The sequence below is a fragment of the Meiothermus sp. genome (assembly GCF_026004115.1).
Taxonomy (GTDB): Bacteria; Deinococcota; Deinococci; order Deinococcales; family Thermaceae; genus Meiothermus.
Genome location: NZ_BPIM01000001.1, coordinates 3,145,174 through 3,171,326 on the forward strand (window position 1 = coordinate 3,145,174; position 26,153 = coordinate 3,171,326).

Sequence of the window (26,153 nt, forward strand, 5' to 3'; positions counted from 1 at the left end):
CACACAAAAGCATTCAGAGCTAGCAGCGCTCAGGAGCTGATGACCAGGGCCTTGCCAATGTAGCTTGAATCCTCCAGTGCTTTCAGGATGAAGTCAGCCACATCGGCCCTCGAGATTCGCCCCCGCCCGCTACTCCCAATCTTGTAAGCGCCGGTTTTAGCATCGTTGGTCAGGCCGGTGGGGCGGACAATGGTCCAGTCCAGGCCGCTTTCCATCAGGATCTTCTCCTGGCGCTCGTGCTCTTCCAGGGCCGCCTTGAGAAAGAGCCAGGCCGCATGGGCGATCAGGCCTTTGCGGCTGTCGCCTACCCCAAACGAACTCACCGCGACTACCCGCCTGACCCCATACTGCTGCATGGCCCGCACGATGTGGGCCGTTCCCTGGCTGCGGGTTTGGTCGCCGGCCTGGTTGCCCGCACCCAGGGCAATCACCACAGCATCCTGACCTTCAACTGCCCTGGACACGGCCTCTGGGTCGAAGATATCGCCCCGCATAGCGCTGAGATGGGCATAATTGGGGAACGAGGGGTTTCTCGCAAAAGCAGTCACGCTAAGCCCTTGTTCCTGGGCTTGTTGCGCCACCTGAAGCCCCACTCCCTTGGATGCACCAAAGACTACGATTTTCATGCCCACAAAATAACTGTAGGGGCGTATTGCGATACGCCCCTATGCCACCAAGTTGCTTACTGCACCTTTAGGGTGATGGTGGCGAGCGGTGGTTCGGACTCGAGCCTGCCGGTCTCGCGCACCTCGTAGGTAATTTCGCCGGGGCCTGGGTCGGAGAAGTAGCTCCAGCCGCAGGCCGCACTGAGCGGAATATCTTTGCGCCCTATGATTCGATCCCCACGCCGCACCAGCACGGTGTAGCTGCTGGCCGAGCCCACCCCGCCAAAGCGGAAGGGCCTCGAGACCGTACCCCCTGCTTGCAGGTTCGAGAGCGCAAAGCTCTGGCTACAGGTGGCCCCGGCCAGGGCCTCGGGCACCACCAGCGAGATTCGAGCCCCCGAGGCAGCGCCTTCGGGCCGCACCTCATACACCCGCGTTCCGCCCGGAGGCGGCGGAACATTCAGGCTCCACTGCCCGCTGGCATTGGCCGTGACCCGCCCCAGGCTGGCCCCATCTTCAAAGATTTCGACCACCTGGCCCGGCTGGGCCGTACCCTGCAGGGTAAAACCGGTAGCGGCCACTGTAGCGCCCGCCAGCGGCGAGGTAAACGCTGGCTCGACGGGTAGCGCGACGTTCACATTGGTGCTGGCTCCTGTTGTCTGTCCAGCCCGGCGCACCTCGTAGGTATGGGCGCCGGCAGCCAGGGCCGAAGGGAGGGCCGAGGTAGCCACCGGGAAGCTCCACCGCCCATCGGGGCCTACCGTTACCACCCCCAGGGGGTTGCCGTTATCCAAGAGCTCGAGGGTCTCCCCTGGCTTGCCGATGCCCTGCAAGGCATAGCTTCCAGCAATCAGGGTCGCACCGCTGGAGGGTGCAGTAATGCTCACGGCAGCCGCTGCCGGCGACAGGCCCGCGCTGAAGGCCCGCAAACCCAGTCCCGGAAGAACCGAGAGCAGACCCAACAGACCGATGGCCCCCAGCATAAGGCCCAGGGCAGGCGCCCACATGCGTGCCGCCGGTGCCATCAAGCCCTGGGTCAGGCCCATAGGCGCTGCCGCTACCGGAATCCCCGGCGCTTCCGAGCTACCAAACTGCGTCAGGGCGGCCTCGGCCTCACGATCCTCGGCTTCCTGCACGGGGGTGGGCTTGCTGAAAACCAGGAAGAAGGTCTTGAGGTAATAGTACGCCCCAATGGCCGAGGTCACCAGAGCCAGCACCACCAGCCCGTAGAAGCCCGCCCGAGCCGCTTCCTGGAAGACCAGGTACTTGGCCCAGAACCCGGCCAGCGGCGGCAACCCCAGCAGCGAAAGGATGCCCAGACCCATGGCCCCGCCCAGCAGGGGCTTGCGATACCACAGGCCGCGCAGGCGCTCAAGCGGCACGTCCTGGTTGGAAAGCATCGCAAGCACCGCAAAGATAAGGCCTGTGGCCAGCCCATAGGTCAGCAGGTAAAAAGGAACCGTAGCCTGTCCGGTAGGGCCGAAGAGCCCCAGGCCGATGTAGCCCGCATTGGCGATGGAGGAGTAGGCAAAAAGCCGCTTGGCCTCGGTTTGGGAGAGCGCCCCCAGGTTCCCAAAAATGGTGGTGAGGGCTATCAGGGCCGCCATACCCACCCCCCAGGCTTCCAGGCCTGCGGGGGTGAAGATCCGCAGCATGGCCGCAAAAGCTGCCGCCTTCACCGCCGTGGCCATGAACAGCGTGACCACCGTGGGGCTGCCCTGATAGACGTCGGGCGACCACCACTGGAAGGGCACCATGGCAGTCTTGAAGGCAAAAGCCGCCATAATCAGGAACAAGCCCGCAATGTAGAGGGGCCCGGAACCACTCGCCCCCGCCATAAAGCTGCCTGTCGCGCCAAAGTAGAGGGCGATGCCGTATAGAAAAATGGCCGCCCCCAGGGCCCCCAGCAAAAAGTACTTGAGGCCCGCCTCAAAGCCTTTCTCGTCGCGCTGCCAGGTCGCCAGCACATACAGGGGCAGCGAGAAGACCTCGAGGGCAATCACCAGCACCACCAGGTTGGGGCTGCTGGCCATGATGTGCATGCCTGTAACAGCGTAAAGCACCAGAAGCGGAAACTCGAACTTCTTACCGGGCCCCAGCAATAGCGTCCACAAGCCCCCCAGGATTGCTACCAGGGTCAGACCACGGGCCAGGGTATCGAAGCGGTAGAGGCCCCCGAAGGCCTCCTGGGTTCCTCCCCAGCCCACAACGCAAAACAAACCCGCCAGCACCAGTCCTGCCAGGGTCACGATGCGGTTGGCCTCCCGAGAGATTACAAAGGCCAAGAGCGACAGTACCGTGGCGAAGCCCGCCAGCACATACAGGGTTAGCATCGCGCACCTCCGGTAGGGGTCAGGGCCGCGGAAATGAGCGCAAAAGCCCTATTCACTCCATACTCCACGCCAGAAAGCACGGCGCTCATGAGGCACCTCCAAAAAGCGCAGCCAGGGCCTTGCCCAGAGGCTCGAGGTACACCGTGAAGAGCTTGGGATAAAGGCCCATCAAGAGCAACACCCCCACCGTCACGGCGGCAAAACCCCATTCGCGGGTGTCCAGGTCGGGCACCGCCTGAACCTGGGCGTTCTCCTGGAAGAGCTTTTGGAACGCAGTGAGCGCATAGGCCGCCGCGGCAATCACCGCCAGGAAGGCCACAAAGGTCAGCCAGGGCGAAACCTTGTAGGCCCCCAGCAGGATCATCAGTTCGCCCGGAAAGCCCGACAGCCCCGGCAGCCCAATCATGGCCATGAGCAAAAACATACCCAGCACGTAAAGGGCCGGGGCGTGTTTAGCCAGGCCGCGCACCGGATTGATGTCCAGACTACCGGTGCGCTTGTAGACCAGGCCCACAAACAAGAACATGGCCGAACCGTAGACCATCGAAGCCCCCAACAGGTACAAGGCGCCTACCGTACCTTCACTGTTGCCACTAAAGAGGCCCAAAGCGGCCACGCCCATGTGCGAAACCCCGGCATAGGCCAGTAGCGTTTTCCAGTCCGGGGCGCTAAAGGCCACCCAGGCCGAGTAGATGGCCCCAAAAGCCGCCAGGAACAAAAGCAAGCCCTGCCACTCGCGGAAGCCATCGGGCATGAGGGGAATGGCCCATTTGAAGAAGGCGAACACACCCACCTTGTACAGCGTGCCCATGGCATCAGCCAGGCCCGAGGGGTGGTTTTGCTGGTGAAAACTCGGCAGCCAGGCATGCAGGGGGAAAAGCGGGGTCTTGACCGCCAGTGCCACCAGGAAGCCCAGGAAGGCCAGCGCGGCGGTCTGCCCGGTCAGCGGGTTGGCCGCCAGGTCGGTATAGAGGAAGCTATCCGCCCCGCCCAGAAAACGCACCGCAAAGATAGCGGCCAGCATCGGCAACGAGCCCACCAGGGTAAAGAGGGCAAAGGTATAGATGGCCCGCAGGCGATCCGGCCCCCCATAGAACCACAGCATCAGCAAGGAAGGGATCAGGGTAGCTTCAAAGAAGAAGTAAAAGAAGATCAGGTCTTGCGCGGCGAAAATGCCCAGCAAGCCGGTCTGCATCATCAGGGTATACGCCAGAAAGCGCACCGGTACGTCGGCAATCCAGACCCCCAGCAAGACCACCAGGCTCACCGCTATCCACAAAAAGAGCCCCGCGCCATCCAGCCCCAGCGCATAGTAGACCCCTGCCTCGGGTAGAAATGGCGTCTGACTGGCATAGGCCACGCCCTGTCCGCTGTAGCCCGCAAATAGCACCAGCGAGATGACCAGGCTGATGGCTGCGGAGGCAATGGCAAAACTACGGCCCAGACCGGGCACAATAAGCAACAGCATACCCGTCAGGAGGGGCAACCACAGTCCCACATGAATCATCGCAACACCCCCCAGCCCACCAGCAGCACCAGCGCCAGGAGCAGCCCGGCCAGGTAAAAGCGCAAAGCGCCGGTCTCGAGCCTCGCCAGCAGAGCCCCAAGGCCGCCCATCAGGCTACCCAGGCCCGCAAAGCCAAAGAGCAGGCCCCTGTCGCCGCTAAACAGCAGTTCGGCCAGCCCCTTGGCCGGGTTCACCAACAGGGCGTTATAGGCGGCATCGGCATAGAAACCCTGCAAGGCCGCTGCCTGGAAGCGCTCGTACCAGGCGGGCATCTTTTGCTGGAAAAACCGGAAGCCCCACCACAGCGCGGCTATTGCCACCACCGCCGAGATGATAATGAGCACCCACTCCGTAACCACCGGCAGTTTCTCGTGGGGAAAGTCGCCGATGGCCCTAGTCAGGAAAGGCTCAATGAAGTTTTTGTAGTCGATCACGTAGGGCAGCCCGATAAAGCCCACCCCCAGGGCCCCCCCCATCAGGATGTGGTTGGGCCAGAGCATCACCGCCGGGCTCTCGTGGGGGTGCGCCTTGCCCCGGTAATCGCCCCAAAAGACCAGCACATACCAGCGAATCGAGTAAAGCGCAGCCAGCACCGAGGCCAGCAGCATCAGGGCCCAGAGCCAGGGGCCATACTCGAAGGAGTACGCCAGGATGGCGTCTTTTGACCAGAAACCGGCCAGCGGCACCAGACCACCGGAGGCAAAGGCAGCCACCAGGCCATGCAGGTGCGTGGCCGGCAGGTACTTGCGCATCCCGCCCATCTGCCGCACGTCCTGCTCCCCCCCCAGGGCATGAATCACCGAGCCGGAGGTCATGAACATCAGGGCCTTAAAGAAGGCATGGGTCACGATGTGGAAGATGGCCACCCAGTAAGCCCCTACCCCCACCGCCACAAACATGAAGCCGAGCTGGGAAAGGGTCGTGTAGGCCACAATGCGCTTGATATCCCACTGGCCCAACGAGCACAAGGCGCCATAGAAAGCGGTCAGCAGACCAATCGCCACAATCAGGCCCGCCAGGAAGCCGTCGCCGTGCAGCATGAAAGCGTGCCGTACCATCAGATAGACCCCCGCCGTCACCATGGTGGCGGCGTGAATCAGGGCCGAGACCGGCGTGGGGCCCGCCATGGCATCGGGCAACCAGACCATCAGGGGCACCTGGGCGCTCTTGCCGATGGCCCCGATGAGCAGGAAGAACCCGGCTAGGGTGAGGGTGGTGAAGCTATAGCCCCCGGCCTCCACCTTCTCGACAAGTTCGGAGATGGAAAGGGTGCCGAACATGCTCCACAAGAGGCCCATGGCCAGCAAAAAGCCCAGGTCGCCAATGCGGTTGACGATAAAGGCCTTACGGGCCGAGTCGGCGTTGACCCGCTCCTGGTACCAAAAACCAATCAGCAGGTAAGAGGCCAGCCCCACCCCCTCCCAGCCGATAAACACCACCGGCAGGCTATCGCCCAGCACCAGCACCAGCATGGCCGCGATAAACAGGTTGAAGTAGCTAAAGAAGCGGCTATATCCCGGGTCGCCGTGCATATAGCCTATAGCCCAGACGTGGATCAGAAAGCCGACCCCGGCCACCACCATCAGCATCACGCCCGAGAGGTTGTCCAGGTTCAGGCTAAAGGGAATACCCGGCAGCCACTCGGCCAGCGTCCATTTGGCACCACCTTGTAGCAACAAGAACAGACCCAGTAAAAAACTGCCCAGAACCAGCAGCGAGGCCAGCCAACCCGCAGCAGGCTCACCGAATCGCTTACCAAACAGCCCAAGCAGCACAAACCCCAGCAAAGGCAGTGCAATAATCAGGGGCAGAAGAAAGGTCTCTTGCACGTTTTACCCCCTCAGTTGCCGCAGCTCGTCCACGTTGGTGGTCTCGCGGCGACGGAAGATGGCCACAATAAGGCCCAACCCCACCGCAACCTCCGCAGCAGCGATGGCAATGATGAATAGCACCACCACCTGCGCATCCAGACTGCCCGAGAGCCTGGAAAAACTGATCAGCGAGAGCGCAGCCGCGTTTAACATCAGTTCGATAGAAAGAAACATCAGGATAGCGGTGCGCCGGGTCAGCGCGCCATAAGCCCCAATCGAAAACAACAAAGCGGAAGCTATGAGCCAGATCATCGCTTCACCACCGCCTTACCGTCTTTTTGCTCAGTCATTGGGGGGGTGGGCTTTTGATCCTGACGTGGGTGGGCCGGGTGGCTGGTGGCCGAAATAATTCGCTCCGGCTCAATCAGCACCACCGCCGCTACCGTGGCCACCAGCAACAAAAAGCCCACCACCAGAAGGGCATACAGCCATTTCTCAGGGTCGTAGAGCAGGGGCCCCAGGGCCTGGGGCAGGCCACCTCCCAGGGCCGGCGCATTGGCGGGCGGCTGGAAGCGGGTCAGGGCATAGACCAGGACAGCGGCCAGACCCGCCGCACCCAGCCCGGCCACCCACGGAAGCCTTGGCAGCAGATCCTGGCCCACATTGGCGCTGGCCGCCGAGAGCAGCATGATGACAAACAAAAAAAGCACCACGATGGCCCCGGCATAGACGATAATCTGGATCATAGCCACAAAACGGGCCTCCAGCGCCACATAGACGCCCGCCACCACCAGGAAATTGGCAATTAGCGCCAGGGCGGCGTGAACGGCATTCTGTAGCCGCACCACCGCCAGGCCGGTACCGACCAGCAGCAGCAGCGCAAGAATTTCCCAAAATCCGACACTCATTGTTTCCTCCAGGGAGCTTGGGGGTTTGGGCTCGAGCCTACACGGTCTCGCATAATCCGGGAGATTCTACTCAGAACAAAGCGAATTGGGGAACACCCATCTCTTCTAACCCGCAAGCCCGGCATTCCGGCACCTACTTTTCCACAAGCCCCACTTTCCGGCACCTACTTTGAATCGGGTGGCTTCACGCCCTCGAGCTCAGGCCGCACGTAGGGTACGCGGTAGCCCTTCTTGACCGGCTTGCCGGTGTAGGCCGCCTCTCGGCGCTGGGGCTTGGTCCCCTCCACCTCGACCAACATGTCCTCCTTGCCGTAGACAAAGTCGGAGTAGCGGTAATCGGCCATTTCGAAGTCGTAGCCCATGACCACCGCACCGGTCGGACAGGCCTCCTCACACAGGCCGCAGAAGATACAGCGCAGCATGTTGATCTCGTAGACCTTGGCATACCGCTCCCCCGCACTCACCGGGTTGTGGGGGTCGTTTTCGGCCGCCTCGACATAAATGGCATAAGCCGGACAGGCCGCCGCACACAGCGAGCAGCCGATACATTTCTCCAGGCCGTTGGGATGCCGGGTCAGGACATGCCGCCCGTGGAAACGGGGCTTCAGGGGCACCGGGGCATCCGGGTAGGGTATGGTGACGGGTTTGGAAAACAGCGCCTTTAGCGTGATGCCCATGCTTTGTGCGAGTGCAGCAATGCTCACAGCTTTACTCCTTTCGTTAGTCGCCTGCACCCATACGCGGCAGGCCTCTGGGTCTGGGTTGGGCTGTCAGAATCACGTAGGCCGAAAAAACCAACAGGCTGAGCAAGGAGAGCCAGCCCAGCACGGCCATGGGCCACTTGAAGGCCACCACCAGCGCGGCCAGCAAAAACCAGGCCAGCGCCAGCGGGAACAAACGCCCCCAACTAAAGACCATCAGCTGGTCGTAGCGCAGGCGGAATAGGGTACCCCGCACCCAGATAAAGAAGAACAAAAACAGCGCAATTTTGATAAACATCCACAGGTAGGGCAGGGCAAAAAGGCCGCCGATAAGCGGGATCTGCTCCATAAAGCCGGGCATCCGCCAACCCCCTAAGAAGATGGTCGGAATCAGGGCCGCTGCCGTGATGAGGTGGATGTATTCGGCCATCTGGAACAAGGCCCATTTGATCGAGCTGTACTCGGTGTTGTAGCCCCCCACCAGTTCTTGTTCGGCCTCAGGCAGGTCGAAGGGGGTTCGGGCCGCCTCTGCCATGCTGGTCAGCAGGAAGATAGCAAAAGCCGGTAGCATGTACAGAATCAGCCAGCCGTTCTGGTGCTGCCATTCGACAATCTCGCGAAGATTTAGGGAACCCACCAGCAAGACAGGGGCCAGCAGGCTAATGCCCAGGGCCAGCTCGTACGAGATGAGGGAAGCTGAGGAGCGCAGGGAGCCCAGCAAGGAATACTTTGAGTTGGAAGCCCAGCCTGCCAAAAAGATACCGTAGATGGCAATCTCCGAGACCGCAAACACGTAAAGCAAACCTACGTCCAGGTTGATCACCCAGGGGTCGTAGCCAAAGAAGGCGTCCTTGGGGCCAAAGGGAATCAGGCCAAAGGTGAGCACCGCAAAGGTGACGGAGATCATGGGGGCCAGCACAAAGACCACCTTGTCGGCCCTCGAGACCACCAGGTCTTCTTTGAAAATGGACTTGATGGCGTCGGCCAGGGGTTGCAGCAAGCCGTCCGGCCCCACGCGGTTGGGCCCCTGGCGAATCTGAATGCGGGCCAGCAGGCGCCGCTCGATCAGGGTCATGTAGGCAAAGGCCGTCAGCAAGCCGAAAATAACCAGAAAGGCCTTAATGCCCACCATCCAAAGAGGGTCGGTGAGGTCGGGGTTGGCGTTCGGTGTGGCCTCTGCGCCAAGGGCGAATCCCGCAAGCAGCGGACCATAAGCGGCGAGTTTTTGCAAGGAGGAATGCAGATTCCATTGCACCCTGTGCCCTGCCCCCTGCCCCCTGCTGCGAAGCGACTTCATGCTTCACCTCCCACCAGAATTTTGGCTTCCACCCGGCGGCCTGCCCAGGCACCCAGGGCCGGCACGTACATTACGCCATCGGGCAGCCCGGCCACGGTCCTGACCTCGAGGCGCTCGACCCCTTCGGGCAGGGCCAGCTCCACCAGATAGCCCTCGGCCAGGCCCTGGGAGCGGGCCGTGGCGGGGCTCATCTCTAACTTGATCTCTACCACCCTGGCTACTGCCCCCACGCGCTGTTCCCGGCGCCACATGGTGGGGCGCAGGTACAGGGCACCGGTGGTGGCATCGGCCTCGGTCGCGGTCCAACCTATGCTCTTGGGCAGCCAGCGCTCCAGCGCAGCCGGCAGTTTGTATTTTTCGACCAGAAGCCGGGTGGCCTGACGCACCAGCCGCACCGGGGTCTTGACCCCCAGGGCCTCGGCCAGCAGGCTTAAAGCCGCCACTGCACCGTCGGCCTCGCCGTTGTTGATGCCGGCGGGCTCGAGAGGCAGTACCCGGCCCTCGAGGTTCAGGGTGTGTCCCCGCTTTTCGTAGGCGGTCTGGTTGGGCAGCACCACGTCGGCGTACTTCTCGGCCAGGGGGTGCCGGTGGGTCAGGTGCAGGATGCGGAAGGCAGGCGCCTTGAGCTGGGCCTCGGTGGGCAGGTAGGCGTAGTAGACCGCCCTGGGCCCCGGCTCGATCCAGCCCGCACCCCCTTTGCCCGGAAACAGCCCCAGCGCTTCCAGCCCCCGGGCGTTAGCAGCCGGCGTCATGCACATCACCCGGGCGCCGCTGCGCTCGGCGAGCTGCCTGGCTTTTATGGCTGCCTCGGGCTGGTTGAGCACCCCCGCGCCCAGCACCAACACCACCCGCTGGCTGGCCGCCAGGCGCGCCTTGACCCAGGCCAGCGGTTCCCCTAAACCAGCCGGGGCTTCGGCTTCGCCCAGCAGGGCCGCCAGCAAGGCCGCCTCGGCCCCCGGCGCATGCACGGCGCTGGCCCCGGCCCACCGGGCGGTGGGGGTGGGATAGGCGCTAAAGAGGGCCAGTTTGTGGTTCAGGCGGGGCATCCGCTCCTTGATGTTGAGGTCGGCAAAGGGTGTGCCGTGGCTAAGTTTGGCGGCAGGCTTGAGGCCCCGGATGTACTCGGAGAGCCGCAGGTGCAGGGTGGGGGCCTCTTCGGTGGGCTCACCCAGCACCAGCACAAACTCGGCGTCCAGTAGCTCCTCGAAGCTCGCGGGTGCAAACACCGTGACAGGATAGGCGGTGCGGCCCTGGAAGTCGCGGTGCGCCGTGCCTAATGCTGCGGTGAGCTCGAGGGCCGCCAGGCCTTCCTCGAGGGTGCTGTTCCCCGCCAGGTAAACACCCACATCGGACTTGGCAACACCGTCCAGGCCTTGCCGGATGGCCTTCAGGGCCTCATCCCAGGTGGCCTCTACCAGCTTCCCGTCTTTGCGTACCAGGGGCGTGTGCACCCGGTTCTCGTTGACCCATTGGTGTCCGAAGCGGGCCGCATCCGAGATCCAGACCTCGTTCACCTCGCGGCGCTCGGCGGCCCGAATGCGCTCGAGGAGACCGCTGCGGGCATCCACCACGATGGCCGCTCCGCAGGCATCGTCCATCGAGGTGGTCTCGGTGGAGTCATACTCCCAGTTGCGGGCTCTAAAACGCGCGGTCTGGTCGAGCAAAGCCCCTACCGGGCAGATGTCCACGATATTGCCGGTAAAGTTGGAAGGCAGCCCCTCGTCCTCGCTGTTGATGAAGGTATGTACCCCCCGCTCGATGAAGTCGAGTACTTCATCGCCCGGAATCTCCTCGAAGTAGCGCACGCAGCGCTTGCAGTGGATGCAGCGCTCGCGGTCGAGCACAATGAAGGGCGAAAGGGTATGGTGCTTATCCACATGTCGCCGGGTCATCTCGAACCGGGTGTATAGAGGCAGTTCCATGGGGTCGGGCTGGTAGAACTTTTCCACCAGGCCGTACTCGTAGCTGCGGTCTTGTAGCTCGCAGGCCCCACCCTTGTCGCAGGTGGGGCAGTCGAGCGGGTGGTTGAAGAGCGTGAGTTCGACCATCCCCGACTGAGCGTGTTTCACCTCGTCGGAAAGGGTATCTATCACCATGCCATCGCTCACCGCGGTGATGCAGGCCGCAGCGAGCTTGGGCATCCAGAAAATCTTGGGCTGACCATTTTCCAGAATGAACTGTCCGTCCGGCCCCTTGCGCGGGCTACCGGTCTTGACCAGACACATCCGGCAGGCCCCAATGGGCGAAAGGTGCTTTTCAGCACAGAAGAGGGGCACATCGTAGCCCGCATGGAAGATGGCGTCCATGACCGAGGTGCCGCCGGGCACCTCGACGGTTCTATCGTTGACGGTTACTCTCACCATGCGATCCATCACCCCCAGCGGCTTCCAAAGCGTTCGACGGGCTTGCTGTTTTCAACCGCATCCACAAACTGGTGGCGGAAGTGTTTGAGGCTGCCCCGCACCGGCCAGCAGGCCGCATCGGCCAGCGCACAGAAACTGCGGCCCTCAATCTGATCAAGCAGGCTTTCCAGTAGCTCAACATCGCCCTTCTGACCCTGTCCCGTTCCAATCTTCTCGAAGAGGCCAACCATCCAGCCCGAGACCCCCTCGCGGCAGGGGGTACACTTACCGCAGGATTCGTGCCCGTAAAAGCGGGTCACGTTCCACATGGCATCCACCATACTCATGCTAGCCGGAATGCCGATCACCCCCCCGGTACCCAGGAGCGAGCCCTTGGCGCTGATGGACTCGTAGTCCATGGGGGTATCCAGGATTTCGTCGGTCCAGGGTAACGGCGGACAGGACGAACCCCCCGGGATGATGGCCTGGATGGGCTCGGTGGGGCCGCCAGCCCAGTCGAAAAGCAACTCGCGGAAGGTGGTGCCCAGGGGTAGCTCATACACGCCGGGGCGCTTGAAAGGGCCGCTCACCTGAAAGAGTTTGTGGCCTTTGGATTTTTCGGTGCCCATGCTGGCAAACCAGTCGGCCCCGCGCAGGGTAATGTGCACCACCGAGCAAAGCGACTCCACGTTGTTGATGGTGGTAGGCATTCCCCACAGGCCCGCCTGGGCCGGGAAAGGCGGTTTCATGCGGGGGTTGGCCCGCAGGCCCTCGAGGGAGTTCATCAGGGCGGTCTCCTCGCCGCAGATGTAGGCCCCGGCCCCCCGGTGCACATAGAGGTCAAAGCTGAAGCCGGTGCCCATAATGTTCTGGCCCAGATAGCCTGCCGCATAGGCTTCCTGAATGGCCGACATCAGCCGGTCATAGGCCCTGCGGTACTCACCCCTGATGTAGATATAGCCCTTGCTGGCCTGGATGCCCACGCCCGCAATGAGCATGCCCTCGATGAGCTGGTGGGGGTCGTCCTCCATCAGGTAGCGGTCTTTGAAGGAACCCGGCTCAGACTCATCGGCGTTGCAGACGATGTAATGCTGCTTGCCGGTGTTTTTGGGCATGAAGCTCCACTTGAGCCCGGTGGGGAAACCCGCGCCCCCGCGCCCGCGTAGCCCGGACTTCTTGACCTCCTCGATCACCCAGTCCTGGCCTTGCTGGATGGCCTTGCGAATGGCCTGGTAGCCACCGTGGGCTAGGTAGTAGTCCAGGGTCCAGGAGCCGGGCTGGCCCACATGCATATATAAGGTCTTCTCGAAGCGGGGGTCTTTCCCGCTCACGATGGGCCCGCTCATACGCCCACCTCCTCTCCGCGCACGTGTACCTCGTGCCCCACCTTACCCGGCAGCACGATTTCCTCCAGGCGCTTGCCTTCCCGTAAACCCCGCAAAAGTGCATGCAGACGAGCTTTGGTCACGCATTCGACATAGGGTTCGTCGTTGACCTGCACCACCGGTGCGGTATGACAAGAGCCCAGGCATTCCACCTTCTGGATGCTAAAAAGGCCGTCGGGGGTTACATCGCCCCGCAAGATACCAAGCTCCTGCACCAGCTCATCCCACAGTTCGTCGGCCCCGCCAATGGCGCAGCTCAGGGTGGCGCATACCTGAAGGTGGTACTTGCCGGTAGGCAAGGCCTGGTAGTAGCTGTAAAAGCTCATCACGCCCGCTACCTCGGTCGCGGTGGTACCCAGGATCTGGGCTATTTCCTCTTGGCGTTCAGGCGAAATCCAGCCTTCGTCCTGCTGAACCCGCCGAAGCATGGGCATCAGTGCGGCCCGTCGTCCCTGGGGCGTGTCGGGGTATTGCGCGAACACACCCCGAAGCCAGTCTTGTTTATCGTCGAAAAATCCCATATGCCTCCGCAAACATTCGAGTGCCTGGTTTGGGCGGCAAGACCCTCGTCACCAGACCTCCCATAATCATCGATCTACGTCACCCATCACCGGATCTAAAGAAGCGATCACCGCCACCATATCGGCCATCTGCACGCCCTTGCAGGCGTAGGGCAGACTTTGCAGGTTGACAAAGCTGGGCGAACGCACCTTGACCCGGTAAGGCATCGAACCTCCGTCTGAGACGATGTAATAGCCCAGCTCGCCCCGCGCACTCTCGGTCGGCACATAGACCTCGCCCAAAGCCGGATGGAAGCCCTCGGTCACCAGCTTGAAGTGATAGATGACAGCCTCCATCGAGGTTTCCAGCAGATGGCGGGGCGGCAAGGAAATTTGCGGGTTGGGGTCACGGATGGGGCCGGGGCCCATGGCCTCGAGCCGCTCCACAGCCTGCCGGATGATCTTGACTGACTCGCGCATCTCGAGGATGCGAATCACCATGCGGTCGAAGATATCGCCGCCGGTCAGTACCGGTACGTCAAAGTTGTAGGTTTCGTAGCCCGCGTAGGGATAGGCTTTGCGCACATCGTAGTTCACCCCAGAAGCCCTTAGGCTTCCCCCGGTGAGGGAAAGGTTGATGGCCGCCTCGGTCGGAATGACCGAGACCCCCCGGGCCCGCTCGTAGAAGATGGGGCTTTCCCTGAACAGCGCTTCATACTCGTCGATACGGGCTGGCATCTGGGCAATAAACTTCTTGACCTCCCCCAAAAACTCCGGCGGCAGGTCTTCCTTGAGGCCCCCTATGCGGATGTAGTTGTGGTGGAAACGCTGACCCGAAACCCACTCGAAAAGGTCGAGCACCGCCTCCCGCTCACGAAAAGCATAGAAAAAGGGCGTCAGTGCGCCAAAGTCCAGCAGGCCGGTACCCAGGAAAACCAGGTGCGAGGCAATACGAGAGAGTTCGTTGAGGAGAATGCGAATGGCCTGGGCTCGAGGAGGCACCTCCGCTCCTACCAGCTTTTCCACGCTCAGGGCATAGGCCAGGTCGTGGCTAAAGCTGTGCAGGTAGTCCATGCGGGGGGTGTAGGTGATGCACTGGGTGTAGGTGCGGTTCTCCATGTTCTTTTCGAAGCCGGTATGGAGATAGCCGATGTGCGGGGTCAGGCGTAGAATCTGCTCCCCCGAAAGGTCCACCACCACCCTGAGCACTCCGTGGGTAGAGGGGTGCTGGGGCCCCACGTTCAGGGTCATGACCTCGGACTTGAGTTCGGGTGCGTCGGCAATATCGTAGGCTTCCACCGAGGGGCTGTGCAGCTTTTGCGGGTCGCGCACCATCAGTTGCCTCCTTTAACCACTTTTTGAACCTCGGCCGCAACCTCCTGGACGCCCTTGCGGGTGCCTCCGCGCCAGCCAGTCATACCCCCCTTATCGCCCGACAGGCCGGCCCTAAAGGCGTCGGGGTCGATGAAACGTCCCTCCTTGAACAAGGTTGGGGTCTCGCCCAGGGGGAAGTCCTTGCGCAGGGGGTGGCCTTCTAAGTCTTCGGGGGTCAGAATCTTGCGCAAATCCGGGTGGCCCTCGAAGCGAATACCGAGCAAATCGTACACTTCGCGCTCGAGGTAGTCGGCGCCCATCCACAGGTCGGTCAGGCTGGGCAAGCTGGGGTTGGCCTCGGGCACATACACCCGAATAAACACCCGGCTGCCGTCGCCCCCCTGATAGCCGGGCAACGACACCAGTTCATACACCACGCAAAAACGCTCGGGCTTGGGGCTCGGGTATGTCAGGTAATCAATACCCACCACATTGGCCAGGTAGTTCCAGCCCTGGCTCTTAAGAGCCGCCAGCAGCGCTTTGAACTCACCCCGGGGCACCACCACCCAGGTGTTGCCATGGGCTTCCTCGATATCCCAGCCGTTGGCTCGAGCCTGGTCTAGTAGCTGTGTCAGCTTGTGCATATCCACCTCTGTGGGGTCTAGCGCTTCCAGGCCTCTATCTTGGGCAGTTTGCGGCCTTCGTCGTCGCGGGCCTTTCCCTGAATTTTTTTCTGCAGCTGCATCACCGCGTAGATCAGGGCCTCGGGCCGGGGCGGACAACCCGGCACATAGACATCCACCGGCACCACGCTGTCCACGTTTTGCACAATGGCGTAGTTGTTGAACATGCCTCCCGAAGAGGCACAGGCCCCCATCGAAATCACCCACTTGGGGTCGGGCATCTGGTCGTAGACCCGGCGCATCACCGGGGCCATCTTCTTGGAGAGCCGCCCGGCCACTATCATCACATCGGCCTGGCGAGGTGAGGCCCTGAACACCTCCGAGCCAAAGCGCGAGAGGTCGTTGCGGGCATCGGTCGAGGCCATCATTTCGATGGCGCAGCAAGCCAGCCCGAAGGTTGCGGGCCAAAGGCTGTTCGAGCGCCCCCAGGCGATAAGCTTCTCGAGGGTGGTAAACAGGATGCCCTCGTTCTCGAGCTCCTGCACATCCTTGGTAAACAGATCCGTTAGGGTTGCCATTCTCAAGACCTCCGTTGCAGGTCACAGGTCGTAGGTCTCGAGTTTTTTTGACCTGAGACTTGCGAAAGCGTAGCTAGTGCCACTTCATCACACCCTTGTACCACTCGTAAAGAAAGCCCACGAACAACAGCACCGTAAAAACCAGCAGGCCCCAGAAGCCCACCACCCCTACGGTGCCTGCGCTCACCGCATAGGGCCACAAAAAGGCTACCTCCACGTCAAAGATGATGAACAGCATGGCCACCGCGTAAAAGTGCACCGGGAAGCGCTTGACCTCCCCAGCCGGGTCGTTGCCCGACTCATAGGGCATTAGCTTGAAACGCCCTCCTTTTTTGGGGCCCAGAATGGCTCCTACCACAGTTGCCAGAATGGCAATGCCAACCGCAACAGCCAGGTACACCAGTAAAGCCTGATATTCACTTATGGGTGACATGCGCCTCCTCTTGAGCAGTTTGGCTTGTGCCGGTCTTCACGAGATTATCCAGACCTTTGCAGCCTACCGCACTTCCTATCGCCAACATCTTACACTTCTACCTTCACGACGCAAATATCGCTACAGATTAATCCTATTTTGGAATGCCTACCAACACTGTAGATGATCCTACCGAGAATGTACAGTAGAGAAAGTTCGAGCAAGATGGCTCTAATAGCCATAAATCAGTCTAGACCCGCTGAAGCGCTTTTCATTGAACTCGAGCCATCCTGGGCTAATACCGGAATGACACTTTACAAAACCAAAAACCCCAGAGTTTGTCTTTTGAATCCTGGAACACCCCCCTCTTCGGTCGGGTTGCTTTGTCACGGTTCACTAAGAATCTGGTACAAAAATCCTTGGTCCTGGATCAAGGTTGGCGCTTGAACCCTCGCAAACCTCAGTCAGAGCGCTTCAAACGCTAGGTGTTATACCAGATTCGGTTAGTTCGGCGCCGGATGGCGGCGAACTAACAAGGCCGAAGTTATCCGCGTAGCGGAGGGCGTAAGCCCCTTGGAAGTTATCCGCGTAGCGGAGGGCGTAAGCCCCTTGGAAGTTATCCGCGTAGCGGAGGGCGTAAGCCCCTTGGAAGGCAGACGCTTTCTTCGCCGACCGTTCGGAAGGGGTGTGCTCTAGGATTCAAAAAGATAGCCTCTGGGGGTCTTTGGTTTGGATGATTATCTTTTTGAATCCGGTATTATGCCCACACCTAGCCTCCCCCGCTGGGAGGAAGGCGTGGTTTTATTTTACGCATCAGCTCCGGTGCTTAACAGCAAAAAGTTTCAAAAATTTGCCAGGTGAACCGAAGACCTTCCGGCTTTGCCGACCAAAAGTTGAAAATGGTTCAATAACGCTTATCCACCAGAGGCGGCCCCTCGAGGGCAGGGTCTGCCTGGATATCGTCGAGTCGAATGCCCGTAGCCTGCTGGAGTGCCGGGGCAAGCTGCGGTGGAACAGCCTCGGCCTTGATGCGCAGAGTTATTTTATCGGTTCCGCCCTCCTTAGTTTCGACCACCAACTGGGCCCCGCCCCGAGGGTCAATGCCAAAGGCCATGAGTAGGGGGGCCATCTCGGTGGGGTAGAGCTTGACCCCCTTCACCTTGACCATCAGGTCGGTGCGACCAATCACCCCCCGGGGCAAGCACAGCCGGCCACCTTTTCGAGATACCACAGCCAGGTCGCCGGTACGGAAGCGAACCATGGGCATTAGGGTACGCGAGAGCGAGGTAACCACCATCTCGCCTTTTTCGCCCTCGGGGGTAGGTTCGAGCGTTTCGGGGTCCAGCACCTCAATAATAGCCATTTCGGGAATTTCCCACAGACCGTCCTTTTCCAGGCCCTCCCCCGCTACCACCCCCAGCTCGGAGGTGCCGTAGGCATCCACAGCAATTCCCCCTATGGCCTGCTCGAGCCTTTCGCGGTAACCCGGAACCGAGGTGAACGGCTCACCTCCCGCCATCAGCAGCTCGAAGCGGCCCCCAGCCTGGGCAATCTTCATGGCAAAGCTGGGGTTGCAGACCAGGATCTCGAAACCATACTGCTGCTGAAGTTGGACAATGCGCTCGGCCTCACCAGGGCCATGGGGCAGCACCATTGCGCCGGCCCGTTGCAGGGCCTCGTGGAATAGCCAGCCGCCCGCAAAAATGTGATAACCGAAGGCCACCAGAACCTTTTTGCCAGTCACGCCCAGGCGACGCATCTGGGCCGCCAGGGCCTCTGCCTGGTATTCCACATCTTCGGCGGACAGGTACTCAGGCATCCAGCCAATGGCTGGACTGGGGGTCAGGTGCATTAGGGCCGCACCCTGAGGAGGCTTTGGGTGGGCCTGGATATACGCCAACCATTCTTGACGGGTGGTAAGGGGCAGTCGGGATATGGCTTCGGGGGTCAGGCTCGAAGCATCCACTTCGTCCAGCTTTTGTGCATAAACTGGGTGTTTTTTGGCAGCCGCAATCACTTCACGAAGGCGTTGGACTCGATCCATACTATCGCTCCTTGTTTCAACTCTTCCGTGCAGATTATACGGGCTGCTACCCAACCAGAGGCTAGTCCGCTGTGCGTGTTAAACGCGATCAAAAGCATGGGTTGGTGCGTCAGTAGCTTATTTTGTGGTGCGTTTTGAAGCACGTTGATTACGCAAAATTGCGATGTGCAGCCCATTGCGAGGCACTGAAATGCACACTGAATTCTTGGTTGCCAGACCTTTGGGGAGCACTGTGCCAACGTACACCGAGTCTGTTTTGGGGTTTAATCGAACAGGTCGAAGAGTCTACCCAACTTGCTTTTCTTCTTTCCGTGGCGCTTATGGTACTCATCGTCGTCGGTATCGTAGGGGTTGCGCTGATGAGGTTGAGGGGTGTATCCACGGGTTTGCGGTGGGGCAGACAGCTGCCGGCGGTAGCTTTCCAACTCGGCCTCGTACTCCTGTTCGTACTGGCGTACCTGGCCCAGCAGTTTTTCCATCTCGCCCCCGTCCAACCAGACCCCACGGCAGCTGGGGCAAACATCAATGTGAACGCCGTTACGCTGGATTTCGTTCATTCCGGTTTCGCAGTTAGGACAGATCAGAAGGGGCATAACTTCCTCCAAACTTAGCGTGCCAGAAAGTCAAGCTTGTGAACAGGACCAAAACCCTATTCAATATGCGGGTTTTGCCCTACATTGGAGATAAAAACACCGTTTCCAACTCACAAACCTCATATTTACTGGCCACAGGCTTGCTCCAAATCGCCTATTATACCGGATTCAAAAAGATAATCATCGAAACCAAAGACCCCCAGAGGCTATCTTTTTGAATCCTAGAGCACTCCCTTCGGTCGGGTTAGTTCGCCGCCATCCGGCGCCGAACTAACCGAATCTGGTATTGGGTCGTTTGGCGTTACTTAAGTCTGTAGAGGCGGGTTGAATATCACTAGGCCCGTTCAAAAATCGCTTTATGCTCCAGGTAATGAGCACCTTGATTGTCCCCTTGTTACTCACTTTTGCGCTGAGTGTGGCTGCCTTCCTTGCTCACCGCAGCATGAACCAGATGCACCGCCGCTTGCTCGAGACCGAGCTAAACGGCCGCGATTACAACGAGTTGAGCGACCACGACCGCTTTTTCCTTAACGAAGTCGTCAACCTCAAGTTTCAGCAGTCTGGCGGCAGCAAGCTGGCTTCTTTTGTGTTGCTTTATGCCTATCCCACACTCTATATTGGCGAAAAGGTGCTGGGCCGTAACCACTGGAGCGCGGTGGAGGTTTTCAGTGGCTCGTCGATGTTCTATTTCCTGACCCTGGTGCTGGCTGGGTTGCTCATGCAGACCATAGGGCTGGGCTAACCGCCCTTCAGCGCTTAAGCAGCTCCAGCGCAATCCACAAGCCCAAGCGCCGTTCGGGGCTTTCGATATCGCCCAGCATGCCCCGGAGTTGTTCAAGCCGGTAGTAGATGCTCTGCCGCCGCACCCCAAGCTTGCGGGCCGTCTCAGCGATGTTGAACTGTGAGGCCAGCAGGGCCTCGAGGGTTGCCAAAAGGGTGCTCTTAGGGCGGCTGGGCAGGCGCAGAAGGGCCCCGAGGTGTCGTTCCATAAAACGTTTATCCCGTCCGGTTTCAATCAAAGCTTCCAGCAAAGATTTGAACAGCGGCTCTTCCTCGAAGGCTCCGGGATGCAGAATTCGCTCGTGAGCAGCGCGGGTCAGGTCGGCAAAGCGCACCTCGTGGCGAAAAACCAGGATGGGGAATTGCAGCATGCGGGCGGTCTGGAGCATCTCGGGGGGCAACTCCTGTAGCCACTGCACCAGCTCGAGGCAGAGCCCCCCCACCCCTGACTCGGCCAGGGTGCGCACGTAAGCTACACGGGCCTCGGGCGTGGTGCGGGCCAGCTCGAGGCCTGTCGAAAGTAAAAGCTCACCCCCCGAAAGCAACCGGGCTACATCGAGTACCTCGGCCACATGTACCCAGGTGATGTAGCCGTCAAGCCTTTCCTGCCCCGAAAGGAGCTCAGCCCCGGCAAAGGCGGGCAGCTCCAGGATCTGACGAAGTGTGGGCAGGCTCACTGCTCCAGTATCCAGCGCATGGTCTTGTCGGCCAGATGGTCGAGGGCCTGCACAGACTGCTCGATATGCTCCTCCCGGGTGTCCTCGATTTTGTTGTGACTGATGCCATGAAGACTCTGCACGAACATCATCACCGTGGGAATGCCTGCGCGGGCTACCTCGGCAGCGTCGTGGAGCGGCCCTGAGGGCATACGGTGTGAGACGCCGGCCACCTCGCGGATGGCCTCATCGCAAAACTCGATGAGCTGCGGGTGGAAGGGGATGGGCTCTATACTCCAGATGTGGCTCCACTCCACGGTGCAGTTTTCTTCTTGGGCAAAGCGCTCGCTGGCCTCGCGGGCCTCGCGGTACATCTGGGCCAGCACGCCCGCGTCGAGGTCGCGCTGGTCGAGGGTGCACTCACAGCGCCCAACCACCGCCGTCACGATACCCGGATAGGTCTTGACGCTGCCCATGGTGCAAACCGCGTCGGGGTGCTTCATGGCGATGGGGCGGATTTCCAGGGCCAGCTTGGCGGCTGCCGCCAGGGCATCCTTGCGACGGTTCATCGGGGTAGAGCCGGAATGGGCCTCCTGGCCGTAAAAGGTAATGGCGTGCCGCTCCACCCCCTTGGTGCCCAGCACCACACCCAGCGGCAAGCCCTTATCCAGGAGCACAGGGCCTTGCTCGATGTGGAGCTCTAAGTAGGCCGCTGCGTTCTTTTGCTCTTGCTGGGCCTCGGGAAAACGGTCAATCTCGACCCCGCAGCGCCTAAGGGCATCTTCCAGTCGGATGCCATCTTTGTCGGTGCGGCCCCGGTCGGCCTCGATGGTGTGGTTTCCCGCGAAGGCCGAGGAACCCAGCAGGCTGCGCCCAAAGCGGGCCCCCTCTTCGTCGGCCCAGTCCACCAACCGCACCGTGACCGGGGGTTTGCCGCCATACTCTCTGGCAATCCGGCGCAGGACCTCGAGGCCCGCCAGCACGTTCAAACACCCATCCAGCCAGCCCCCACCCGGCACCGAGTCCAGGTGGCCCCCAATCAAAAGTGCCTTTTCGCTCTGGCCCTGGAGTGTAATCCAGTTGTTGCCTGCTGCGTCGTAGTGCTGTTCGACAGGCAGATCGGCCAGCTTGTTGTTGAACCATTTGCGCGCCTCCAGCCAGGTGTCGGTCCAGGCCACCCGCCAGGCGCCGTTTTCGTCGGCGGTGAGGTCGCGCAGTTCCTTGAGTTCGGCTACGGTTCGCTTGGGGTTTAGCATGGTAACCTCCATTGGCAAAATTTTGGGAGAATAGGCCTATTGCCCAGGGCGCTTTGCAAGCTCCCAAAAGGTCTGGCAGAAAGGTTTGCTTATATTCGTGTTCAGGACAGAAGCCAGGGGATATGGCGCACACATCGGAAGCCCTGGCCGAAGAAGGGGGCGACCCCTGGGCCGCCCCCTGAGCACAACGGTCTGCACACTACAGTACAGATTATTTCCAGTCTCGAGCCCGTTTACCCGTGGCGGCTTCCCAGGGACCGTAGTCGACCGTAGCGGCGGGCGGGTCTTTGGTCAGAATGCCCTGCTCGCGGAGCAAACGCACCGAGGCCTGGTAGTCTGCGGGCACCAGGAAACCAGCCCAGCCCTTGGTGGTGGCGCCTGCATTGTAGAGCTTGGCGATTTCGGCCATCTGCCAGGTCTGGTGGCCTTTGGCATCGGCCCGGGTACCCGAGCCCTTGCAGGTGTTGCCGCACACCGGCAGCACGTACTTCTCCACTGTCTCGGCCTGGTTGGCCACCGCCCAGTTCCAGCCCTGGATAGAAGCGCGGATCAGGCGAGCGGCCACCTGGCGACCCGTAAGCCCCGAGCCCTTGAAGTTACGCTCGTTGAGTACCCGTTCGGTGGTAAAAATCAGGTCTTCCAGCAGGTTAATCCCCTCATCGGCCAGCTTGAACACATCCACCTTGGTTTCGTCGTAGCCCAGACCAGCAATCTGGTTGACCTCGTTGTAGGTCATGGCAGCAACCAGTTGCACCTTGTCCGGGAATACCAGCGAGGGGTCAAAGGGATAGCTCACCGCCGTCACATCGGGATTGGTAGCACGGGGGTCGAGGGAACTGGTCAGTCCGCATTTACGGAAAAGCGCCACCGCCGGATACTCGTTGCCGGAGGGCCAGACCCCCACGCTCTTGCCCTTCATGTCGGTGCAGAGGTTCTTGATGTTGCTGGATTTGAGCGCTACCAGGGTAAAGCCGGAACGCTGGAAAATCTGGGCCAGGTGCACCACCGGGATGCCCCGCTCACGGGCAGTCAGCAGGTCGGCAATCCAGGTTGTGCCAAAGTCGGCAGCCCCGGATTGCACCACCTGGATGGGGGATTGGTCCCCTGCAGGCAACAGGGTCACGTCCAATCCCTGGGCCCGGAAAAAGCCCCGTTCCTTGGCTACAAAGAAACCGGCAAACTGGGCCTGAGGAAACCACTTGAGCTGCAAATTAACCTTGATCAGATTCTGTTGTGCGCTCGCCAGCGATGCCAACACGAAGACTGCCAGTACCCACAAGACCGACCATTTCTTCATCCTTGCCTCCTTTTGTGCCAGAGCAACTTCAAACGGTAGCCTACTGCAACCCACGACCCTCTTGTCAAGCTTTTTCTGCTCACCTCCCCTGATTGCTGATAGCCAATAGCGGCAAGCTTTTTGCCAGTGGTTTTAGGCTTTTGGCGATCAGCTCTAGAACGACACGTGCCACCCGGTTAACCTCCGCTCGAGACCGAAGGTGCGAGCCTGGCACAGTCCTCGTTAGCGAAACGACACGTGCCACCCGGTTAACCTCCGCTCGAGACCGAAGGTGCGAGCCTGGCACAGTCCTCGTTAGCGAAACGACACGTGCCACCCGGTTAACCTCCGCTCGAGCCAAGCCACCAGGTTGTACCAGGCGATGCCGATCAGCGAAGCTACGATGATTGCCGACCAAACGATATCAAAACCAAACCGGCCCGCCTCGATCTGGATCCGAAAACCCAGGCCCTGTCCATTGGCCCCAAAAAACTCACCCACAATGGCCCCAATCATGGCCAGGGTCGTCCCCAGCTTGAGGGCATTGAAGATAAAGGGTAGCGCATTGGGCAGCCGTAGCCAGCGATACTGCTGCACTTCACTGGCCGCATACGAACGCATCAAATCTAGCGACAGGGGGCTGACCTCGGTAAGGCCGCGGAAGGTATTTACCACCACCGGAAAAAACACCGTAATGGCCACAATCACCGCTTTGGATTGCCAGTCGATGCCCACCATTTTGACCAGTACCGGGGCCAGCGCCACAATGGGAATACTGCTAAAAACTGTGGCGTAGGGTAGCAGGCCACGTTCCAGAAACACATATCGGCTCACCAGTAAAGCCGTAATCACACCCAGGCCACAACCAATCAGGTACCCGACGAGCGCCTCTAACACCACCGTCTGGAAGGCATCTTGCAGGAGCACATCCCGCACTGCAAAAAAAGTAAAGAGCACCCGGCTGGGGGTCGGGATAAGCCCGGGTGGAACCTGGTAGGCCCGCAGCAAGGCTTCCGCCGTTACCACCACCACAAGCAAGGTCAGGGCGGCCGGGGTAAAACCTATGACCGGGTTGGTGGCGTTCACAAACTGGTTGGCAACCCTGGCGATGCCCAGCGCCGCAAGCAAGAATCCGCCCCAAATCAGGAGTTTTTGAGCATCCGAAGCCGGCTCGCTCTGGTTCCACCAGATCGCAATAAACCAAAGAAGCAGGCCAAATCCAAACGCCAGCAGTATCCAGTCAAGTGGCACCCTGGACAAAACAGGTTTACTCGGCTGCACCACCATTAACTAACTCCTTCTTGCTTGGATACCCTTGCTTGCTTGAGCACAGGCATAGCCGCTACTTTAGCTCGTTGCCAGGGGGTTACCAGTCGTTCCGTCCAGTTCACCAGGGCCACCAGCAAAATGCCCAGCACCGCAGAGGACAACATGATCACCCACATCGCCACCACATCCGAAGCGCGGGAGTTTTCGGCCAGCATCTTGCCGATACCCTGGAAGCTAATGGTGGAGATCTCCGCCACAATGGCCCCGATCAAAGCTGCCGTCATGGCTACCTTGAAAGCCGTGAAGAGATAGGGGATTGAAGCCGGGAAGCGCAGCATCAGATAGGTCTGCCAGTTGTTGGCGTTGTAGGTTTTCATCAGGTCGAGGCTGAGGGGATCGGGGCTCTTGAGGCCCTTGGCCACCCCGATGGCGATGGGGAAAAAAGCTATGTAAGCAGCGATGATGGCTTTTGGAATCCAGCCCTGCACGCCATACTGTCCCAGAAGCACCACCAGCATGGGGGCAATGGCAATCACCGGAACAGTCTGGGAGGCCACAATCCAGGGCAGCAGCGAACGCTCAAAAGCCCTCGAGGCCACAATCCCGATGGCGAAAAAGAAGCCCACCACGGCCGCCAGCAGCAGACCCACAATGGTCTCGAGGGCCGTCACGGCAGCATTGAGGGGAATGGCATTGGGGGAGTTGAGGGGAAACATCAGGTTGCGAAAACCATTCCAGAGCTGCTGCGGCGAGGGTAGCACCGGGCTTCTGAGCTGGGTAGCGCACTCAAAAGCCGTCTTACAGGGGAGCGCCGCCCCCGTATCCAGCGCCCGCTGGGCCGCCGGAATGTTGGCTATGAGCATCAGCGGGTAGTACAGCGCCGCGATAAACAGGGCCACTGCGAGCATGGGGACAAGGTTGGGCGAGCGTAGGCGGGCGAGCATAGGGCCTTATTTCACCCCGCTAGGGATGGCGTTGACGAAACCAGTGAGCGAGGCGCTCTCGAGCAGGCCGGCAGCCTGGAGCTGCTGGGCCATCTTCTGCAACTTGGCGGTATTGACGTAGCCGAGCCCGTTCTTCTGGGTGTCGGGTGTGACCATGATCTTCCTGATCTGCTCGAGGCCCGCGAGCTCGAAGGGGATGTCGAGGTTGGGGTTGTACTTCGCCAGGATCTTCCCGGCCTCCTGCGGGTTGTCCAGCGCGTAGCGGAAGCCCTTGTAGCGAGCCTGTACGAACTTCCTGACCTCGCCAGGGTACTTCTTCAGCACGTCCTCGGTGGTGAAGAGCACATTCTCCGGCCAGTCCACGCCGAAGTCCTTGTAGCTGTAGAGGTAGTACTTTTCCTTGGCCTGCTTCTCGGCCACCATGACCTCGTTGTAGATCATGGCCGAGGCGAAGGGGTACTGTTTGGCCAGCCAGCCGCCCAGCGTGGCGGGGTCGCCCTGCTGATTGACGACCTGCAACTGCTTCTCCCAGCCCTTGCCCACCACGGCCTTGATGGGCTTGTCGTAGCCGATCCAGGTCGCGAAGGTGCCCTTGATGTCGGCGGGCTTGGCGATGGGCTGCCAGGATAGGATGCGCATGGCCGATTCCTGGAAGTCGGCGGCCACGATCACCAACGGCAGCTTCTGCTTCTGGCGGGCCTCGAGCAAGTTGTAGGGATAGTCGATGCCCAGCACCAGCTTGCCCGCCTTGGCCTCGGCCATCACCCGGTCGATGGGCGAGAGCCCGGGGCCGCCCGGCACCACCGTCACGTCCAGGCCTGCCTCCTTGTAGAAGCCCTTGTCCACGGCCACGGGGTCGCCGATGGACTCGGCGTGGATGAACCACGACTCGATGATGGTGGCCTTGGTCAGGTTGCCCTGGGCTGTGCCCAAAAGCCCCCACGCCAGCAGCCCTGATGCCAAAACTGCCAATGCCGCTTTCCTCTTCATACCAACCTCCTCTAAGCCTTTGAGATGCT

General features: G+C 60.6%; 24 protein-coding genes. 1 reads left to right on the top strand and 23 read right to left on the bottom strand.

The window, feature by feature from the left end; translation table 11 throughout:
- Positions 1–29 precede the first annotated feature (29 nt).
- From Q0X23_RS15160 to Q0X23_RS15240, 17 genes are all read right to left on the bottom strand, one after another.
- Positions 30–626, bottom strand: a complete 597-nt coding sequence (locus Q0X23_RS15160) for an NAD(P)-dependent oxidoreductase (RefSeq protein ID WP_297861046.1) — start codon at positions 624–626, stop codon at positions 30–32.
- Positions 627–682: 56 nt separating this feature from the next.
- Entirely contained in the window at positions 683–2,938 is a 2,256-nt protein-coding gene (locus Q0X23_RS15165) for a proton-conducting transporter membrane subunit (protein ID WP_297861047.1), read from the bottom strand.
- Between the two features lie 85 nt (positions 2,939–3,023).
- Positions 3,024–4,445 carry a NuoM family protein gene (locus Q0X23_RS15170; protein WP_297861048.1) on the bottom strand — a complete coding sequence of 474 codons (1,422 nt, stop codon included), beginning with the start codon at positions 4,443–4,445 and terminating at the stop codon, positions 3,024–3,026.
- On the bottom strand, positions 4,442–6,274 hold the full coding sequence (gene nuoL / locus Q0X23_RS15175) for an NADH-quinone oxidoreductase subunit L (RefSeq protein WP_297861049.1): 1,833 nt from the start codon (positions 6,272–6,274) through the stop codon (positions 4,442–4,444). The genes Q0X23_RS15170 and nuoL overlap by 4 nt, the downstream gene beginning before the upstream one ends.
- A gap of 3 nt (positions 6,275–6,277) precedes the next feature.
- Positions 6,278–6,568 carry an NADH-quinone oxidoreductase subunit NuoK gene (nuoK, locus tag Q0X23_RS15180; RefSeq protein ID WP_297861050.1) on the bottom strand — a complete coding sequence of 97 codons (291 nt, stop codon included), beginning with the start codon at positions 6,566–6,568 and terminating at the stop codon, positions 6,278–6,280.
- Entirely contained in the window at positions 6,565–7,164 is a 600-nt protein-coding gene (locus tag Q0X23_RS15185) for an NADH-quinone oxidoreductase subunit J (protein WP_119339543.1), read from the bottom strand. The genes nuoK and Q0X23_RS15185 overlap by 4 nt, the downstream gene beginning before the upstream one ends.
- A gap of 164 nt (positions 7,165–7,328) precedes the next feature.
- Positions 7,329–7,868 carry an NADH-quinone oxidoreductase subunit NuoI gene (gene nuoI / locus Q0X23_RS15190; protein ID WP_297861051.1) on the bottom strand — a complete coding sequence of 180 codons (540 nt, stop codon included), beginning with the start codon at positions 7,866–7,868 and terminating at the stop codon, positions 7,329–7,331.
- Positions 7,869–7,884: 16 nt separating this feature from the next.
- Positions 7,885–8,997 carry an NADH-quinone oxidoreductase subunit NuoH gene (nuoH, locus tag Q0X23_RS15195; protein ID WP_297861246.1) on the bottom strand — a complete coding sequence of 371 codons (1,113 nt, stop codon included), beginning with the start codon at positions 8,995–8,997 and terminating at the stop codon, positions 7,885–7,887.
- Positions 8,998–9,158: 161 nt separating this feature from the next.
- The gene (locus Q0X23_RS15200) at positions 9,159–11,525 is read right to left on the bottom strand and encodes a molybdopterin-dependent oxidoreductase (RefSeq protein WP_297861247.1); all 2,367 of its coding nucleotides are present in this window, start codon (positions 11,523–11,525) and stop codon (positions 9,159–9,161) included.
- An 8-nt stretch (positions 11,526–11,533) separates the two neighbouring features.
- A complete protein-coding gene (nuoF, locus tag Q0X23_RS15205) occupies positions 11,534–12,850 on the bottom strand; it encodes an NADH-quinone oxidoreductase subunit NuoF (protein ID WP_297861052.1) in 1,317 nt (438 codons plus the stop codon).
- Positions 12,847–13,410, bottom strand: a complete 564-nt coding sequence (nuoE, locus tag Q0X23_RS15210; protein ID WP_297861053.1) for an NADH-quinone oxidoreductase subunit NuoE — start codon at positions 13,408–13,410, stop codon at positions 12,847–12,849. Before nuoE ends, nuoF begins: the two co-directional genes overlap by 4 nt.
- Positions 13,411–13,476: 66 nt before the next feature.
- Positions 13,477–14,724: an NADH dehydrogenase (quinone) subunit D gene (nuoD, locus tag Q0X23_RS15215; RefSeq protein WP_374707465.1), complete on the bottom strand. Its 1,248-nt coding sequence runs from the start codon at positions 14,722–14,724 to the stop codon at positions 13,477–13,479.
- Entirely contained in the window at positions 14,724–15,347 is a 624-nt protein-coding gene (locus tag Q0X23_RS15220; RefSeq protein ID WP_297861054.1) for an NADH-quinone oxidoreductase subunit C, read from the bottom strand. Before Q0X23_RS15220 ends, nuoD begins: the two co-directional genes overlap by 1 nt.
- A gap of 17 nt (positions 15,348–15,364) precedes the next feature.
- The gene (locus Q0X23_RS15225; protein ID WP_119339548.1) at positions 15,365–15,904 is read right to left on the bottom strand and encodes an NADH-quinone oxidoreductase subunit B family protein; all 540 of its coding nucleotides are present in this window, start codon (positions 15,902–15,904) and stop codon (positions 15,365–15,367) included.
- Between the two features lie 73 nt (positions 15,905–15,977).
- Positions 15,978–16,337: an NADH-quinone oxidoreductase subunit A gene (locus Q0X23_RS15230; RefSeq protein ID WP_119339549.1), complete on the bottom strand. Its 360-nt coding sequence runs from the start codon at positions 16,335–16,337 to the stop codon at positions 15,978–15,980.
- Positions 16,338–17,220: 883 nt separating this feature from the next.
- Complete coding sequence (locus Q0X23_RS15235) at positions 17,221–18,360, bottom strand: phenylacetate--CoA ligase family protein (protein WP_297861055.1); 1,140 nt, start codon at positions 18,358–18,360, stop codon at positions 17,221–17,223.
- 263 nt (positions 18,361–18,623) lie between these two features.
- Positions 18,624–18,953, bottom strand: coding sequence for a zf-TFIIB domain-containing protein (locus tag Q0X23_RS15240; protein WP_297861056.1), 330 nt, complete (start codon positions 18,951–18,953; stop codon positions 18,624–18,626).
- Between the two features lie 370 nt (positions 18,954–19,323).
- On the opposite strand from Q0X23_RS15240, the gene Q0X23_RS15245 reads away from it, so the two are divergent.
- Positions 19,324–19,695, top strand: coding sequence for a hypothetical protein (locus tag Q0X23_RS15245; RefSeq protein ID WP_297861057.1), 372 nt, complete (start codon positions 19,324–19,326; stop codon positions 19,693–19,695).
- Positions 19,696–19,702: 7 nt separating this feature from the next.
- Here Q0X23_RS15245 and Q0X23_RS15250 read toward each other — a convergent pair whose 3' ends face one another.
- The 6 genes from Q0X23_RS15250 to Q0X23_RS15275 all read right to left on the bottom strand — a co-directional run bounded on the left by Q0X23_RS15250 (position 19,703) and on the right by Q0X23_RS15275 (position 26,124).
- Entirely contained in the window at positions 19,703–20,410 is a 708-nt protein-coding gene (locus Q0X23_RS15250) for a PucR family transcriptional regulator (RefSeq protein WP_297861058.1), read from the bottom strand.
- On the bottom strand, positions 20,407–21,645 hold the full coding sequence (locus Q0X23_RS15255; protein ID WP_297861059.1) for a Zn-dependent hydrolase: 1,239 nt from the start codon (positions 21,643–21,645) through the stop codon (positions 20,407–20,409). The genes Q0X23_RS15250 and Q0X23_RS15255 overlap by 4 nt, the downstream gene beginning before the upstream one ends.
- Before the next feature lie 211 nt (positions 21,646–21,856).
- Positions 21,857–22,942 carry an ABC transporter substrate-binding protein gene (locus Q0X23_RS15260; protein WP_297861060.1) on the bottom strand — a complete coding sequence of 362 codons (1,086 nt, stop codon included), beginning with the start codon at positions 22,940–22,942 and terminating at the stop codon, positions 21,857–21,859.
- Between the two features lie 294 nt (positions 22,943–23,236).
- Entirely contained in the window at positions 23,237–24,208 is a 972-nt protein-coding gene (locus tag Q0X23_RS15265; RefSeq protein ID WP_297861061.1) for an ABC transporter permease, read from the bottom strand.
- Positions 24,208–25,134, bottom strand: a complete 927-nt coding sequence (locus Q0X23_RS15270; RefSeq protein ID WP_297861062.1) for an ABC transporter permease — start codon at positions 25,132–25,134, stop codon at positions 24,208–24,210. Before Q0X23_RS15270 ends, Q0X23_RS15265 begins: the two co-directional genes overlap by 1 nt.
- A 6-nt stretch (positions 25,135–25,140) precedes the next feature.
- A complete protein-coding gene (locus Q0X23_RS15275) occupies positions 25,141–26,124 on the bottom strand; it encodes an ABC transporter substrate-binding protein (RefSeq protein ID WP_297861063.1) in 984 nt (327 codons plus the stop codon).
- Positions 26,125–26,153: the final 29 nt, after the last annotated feature.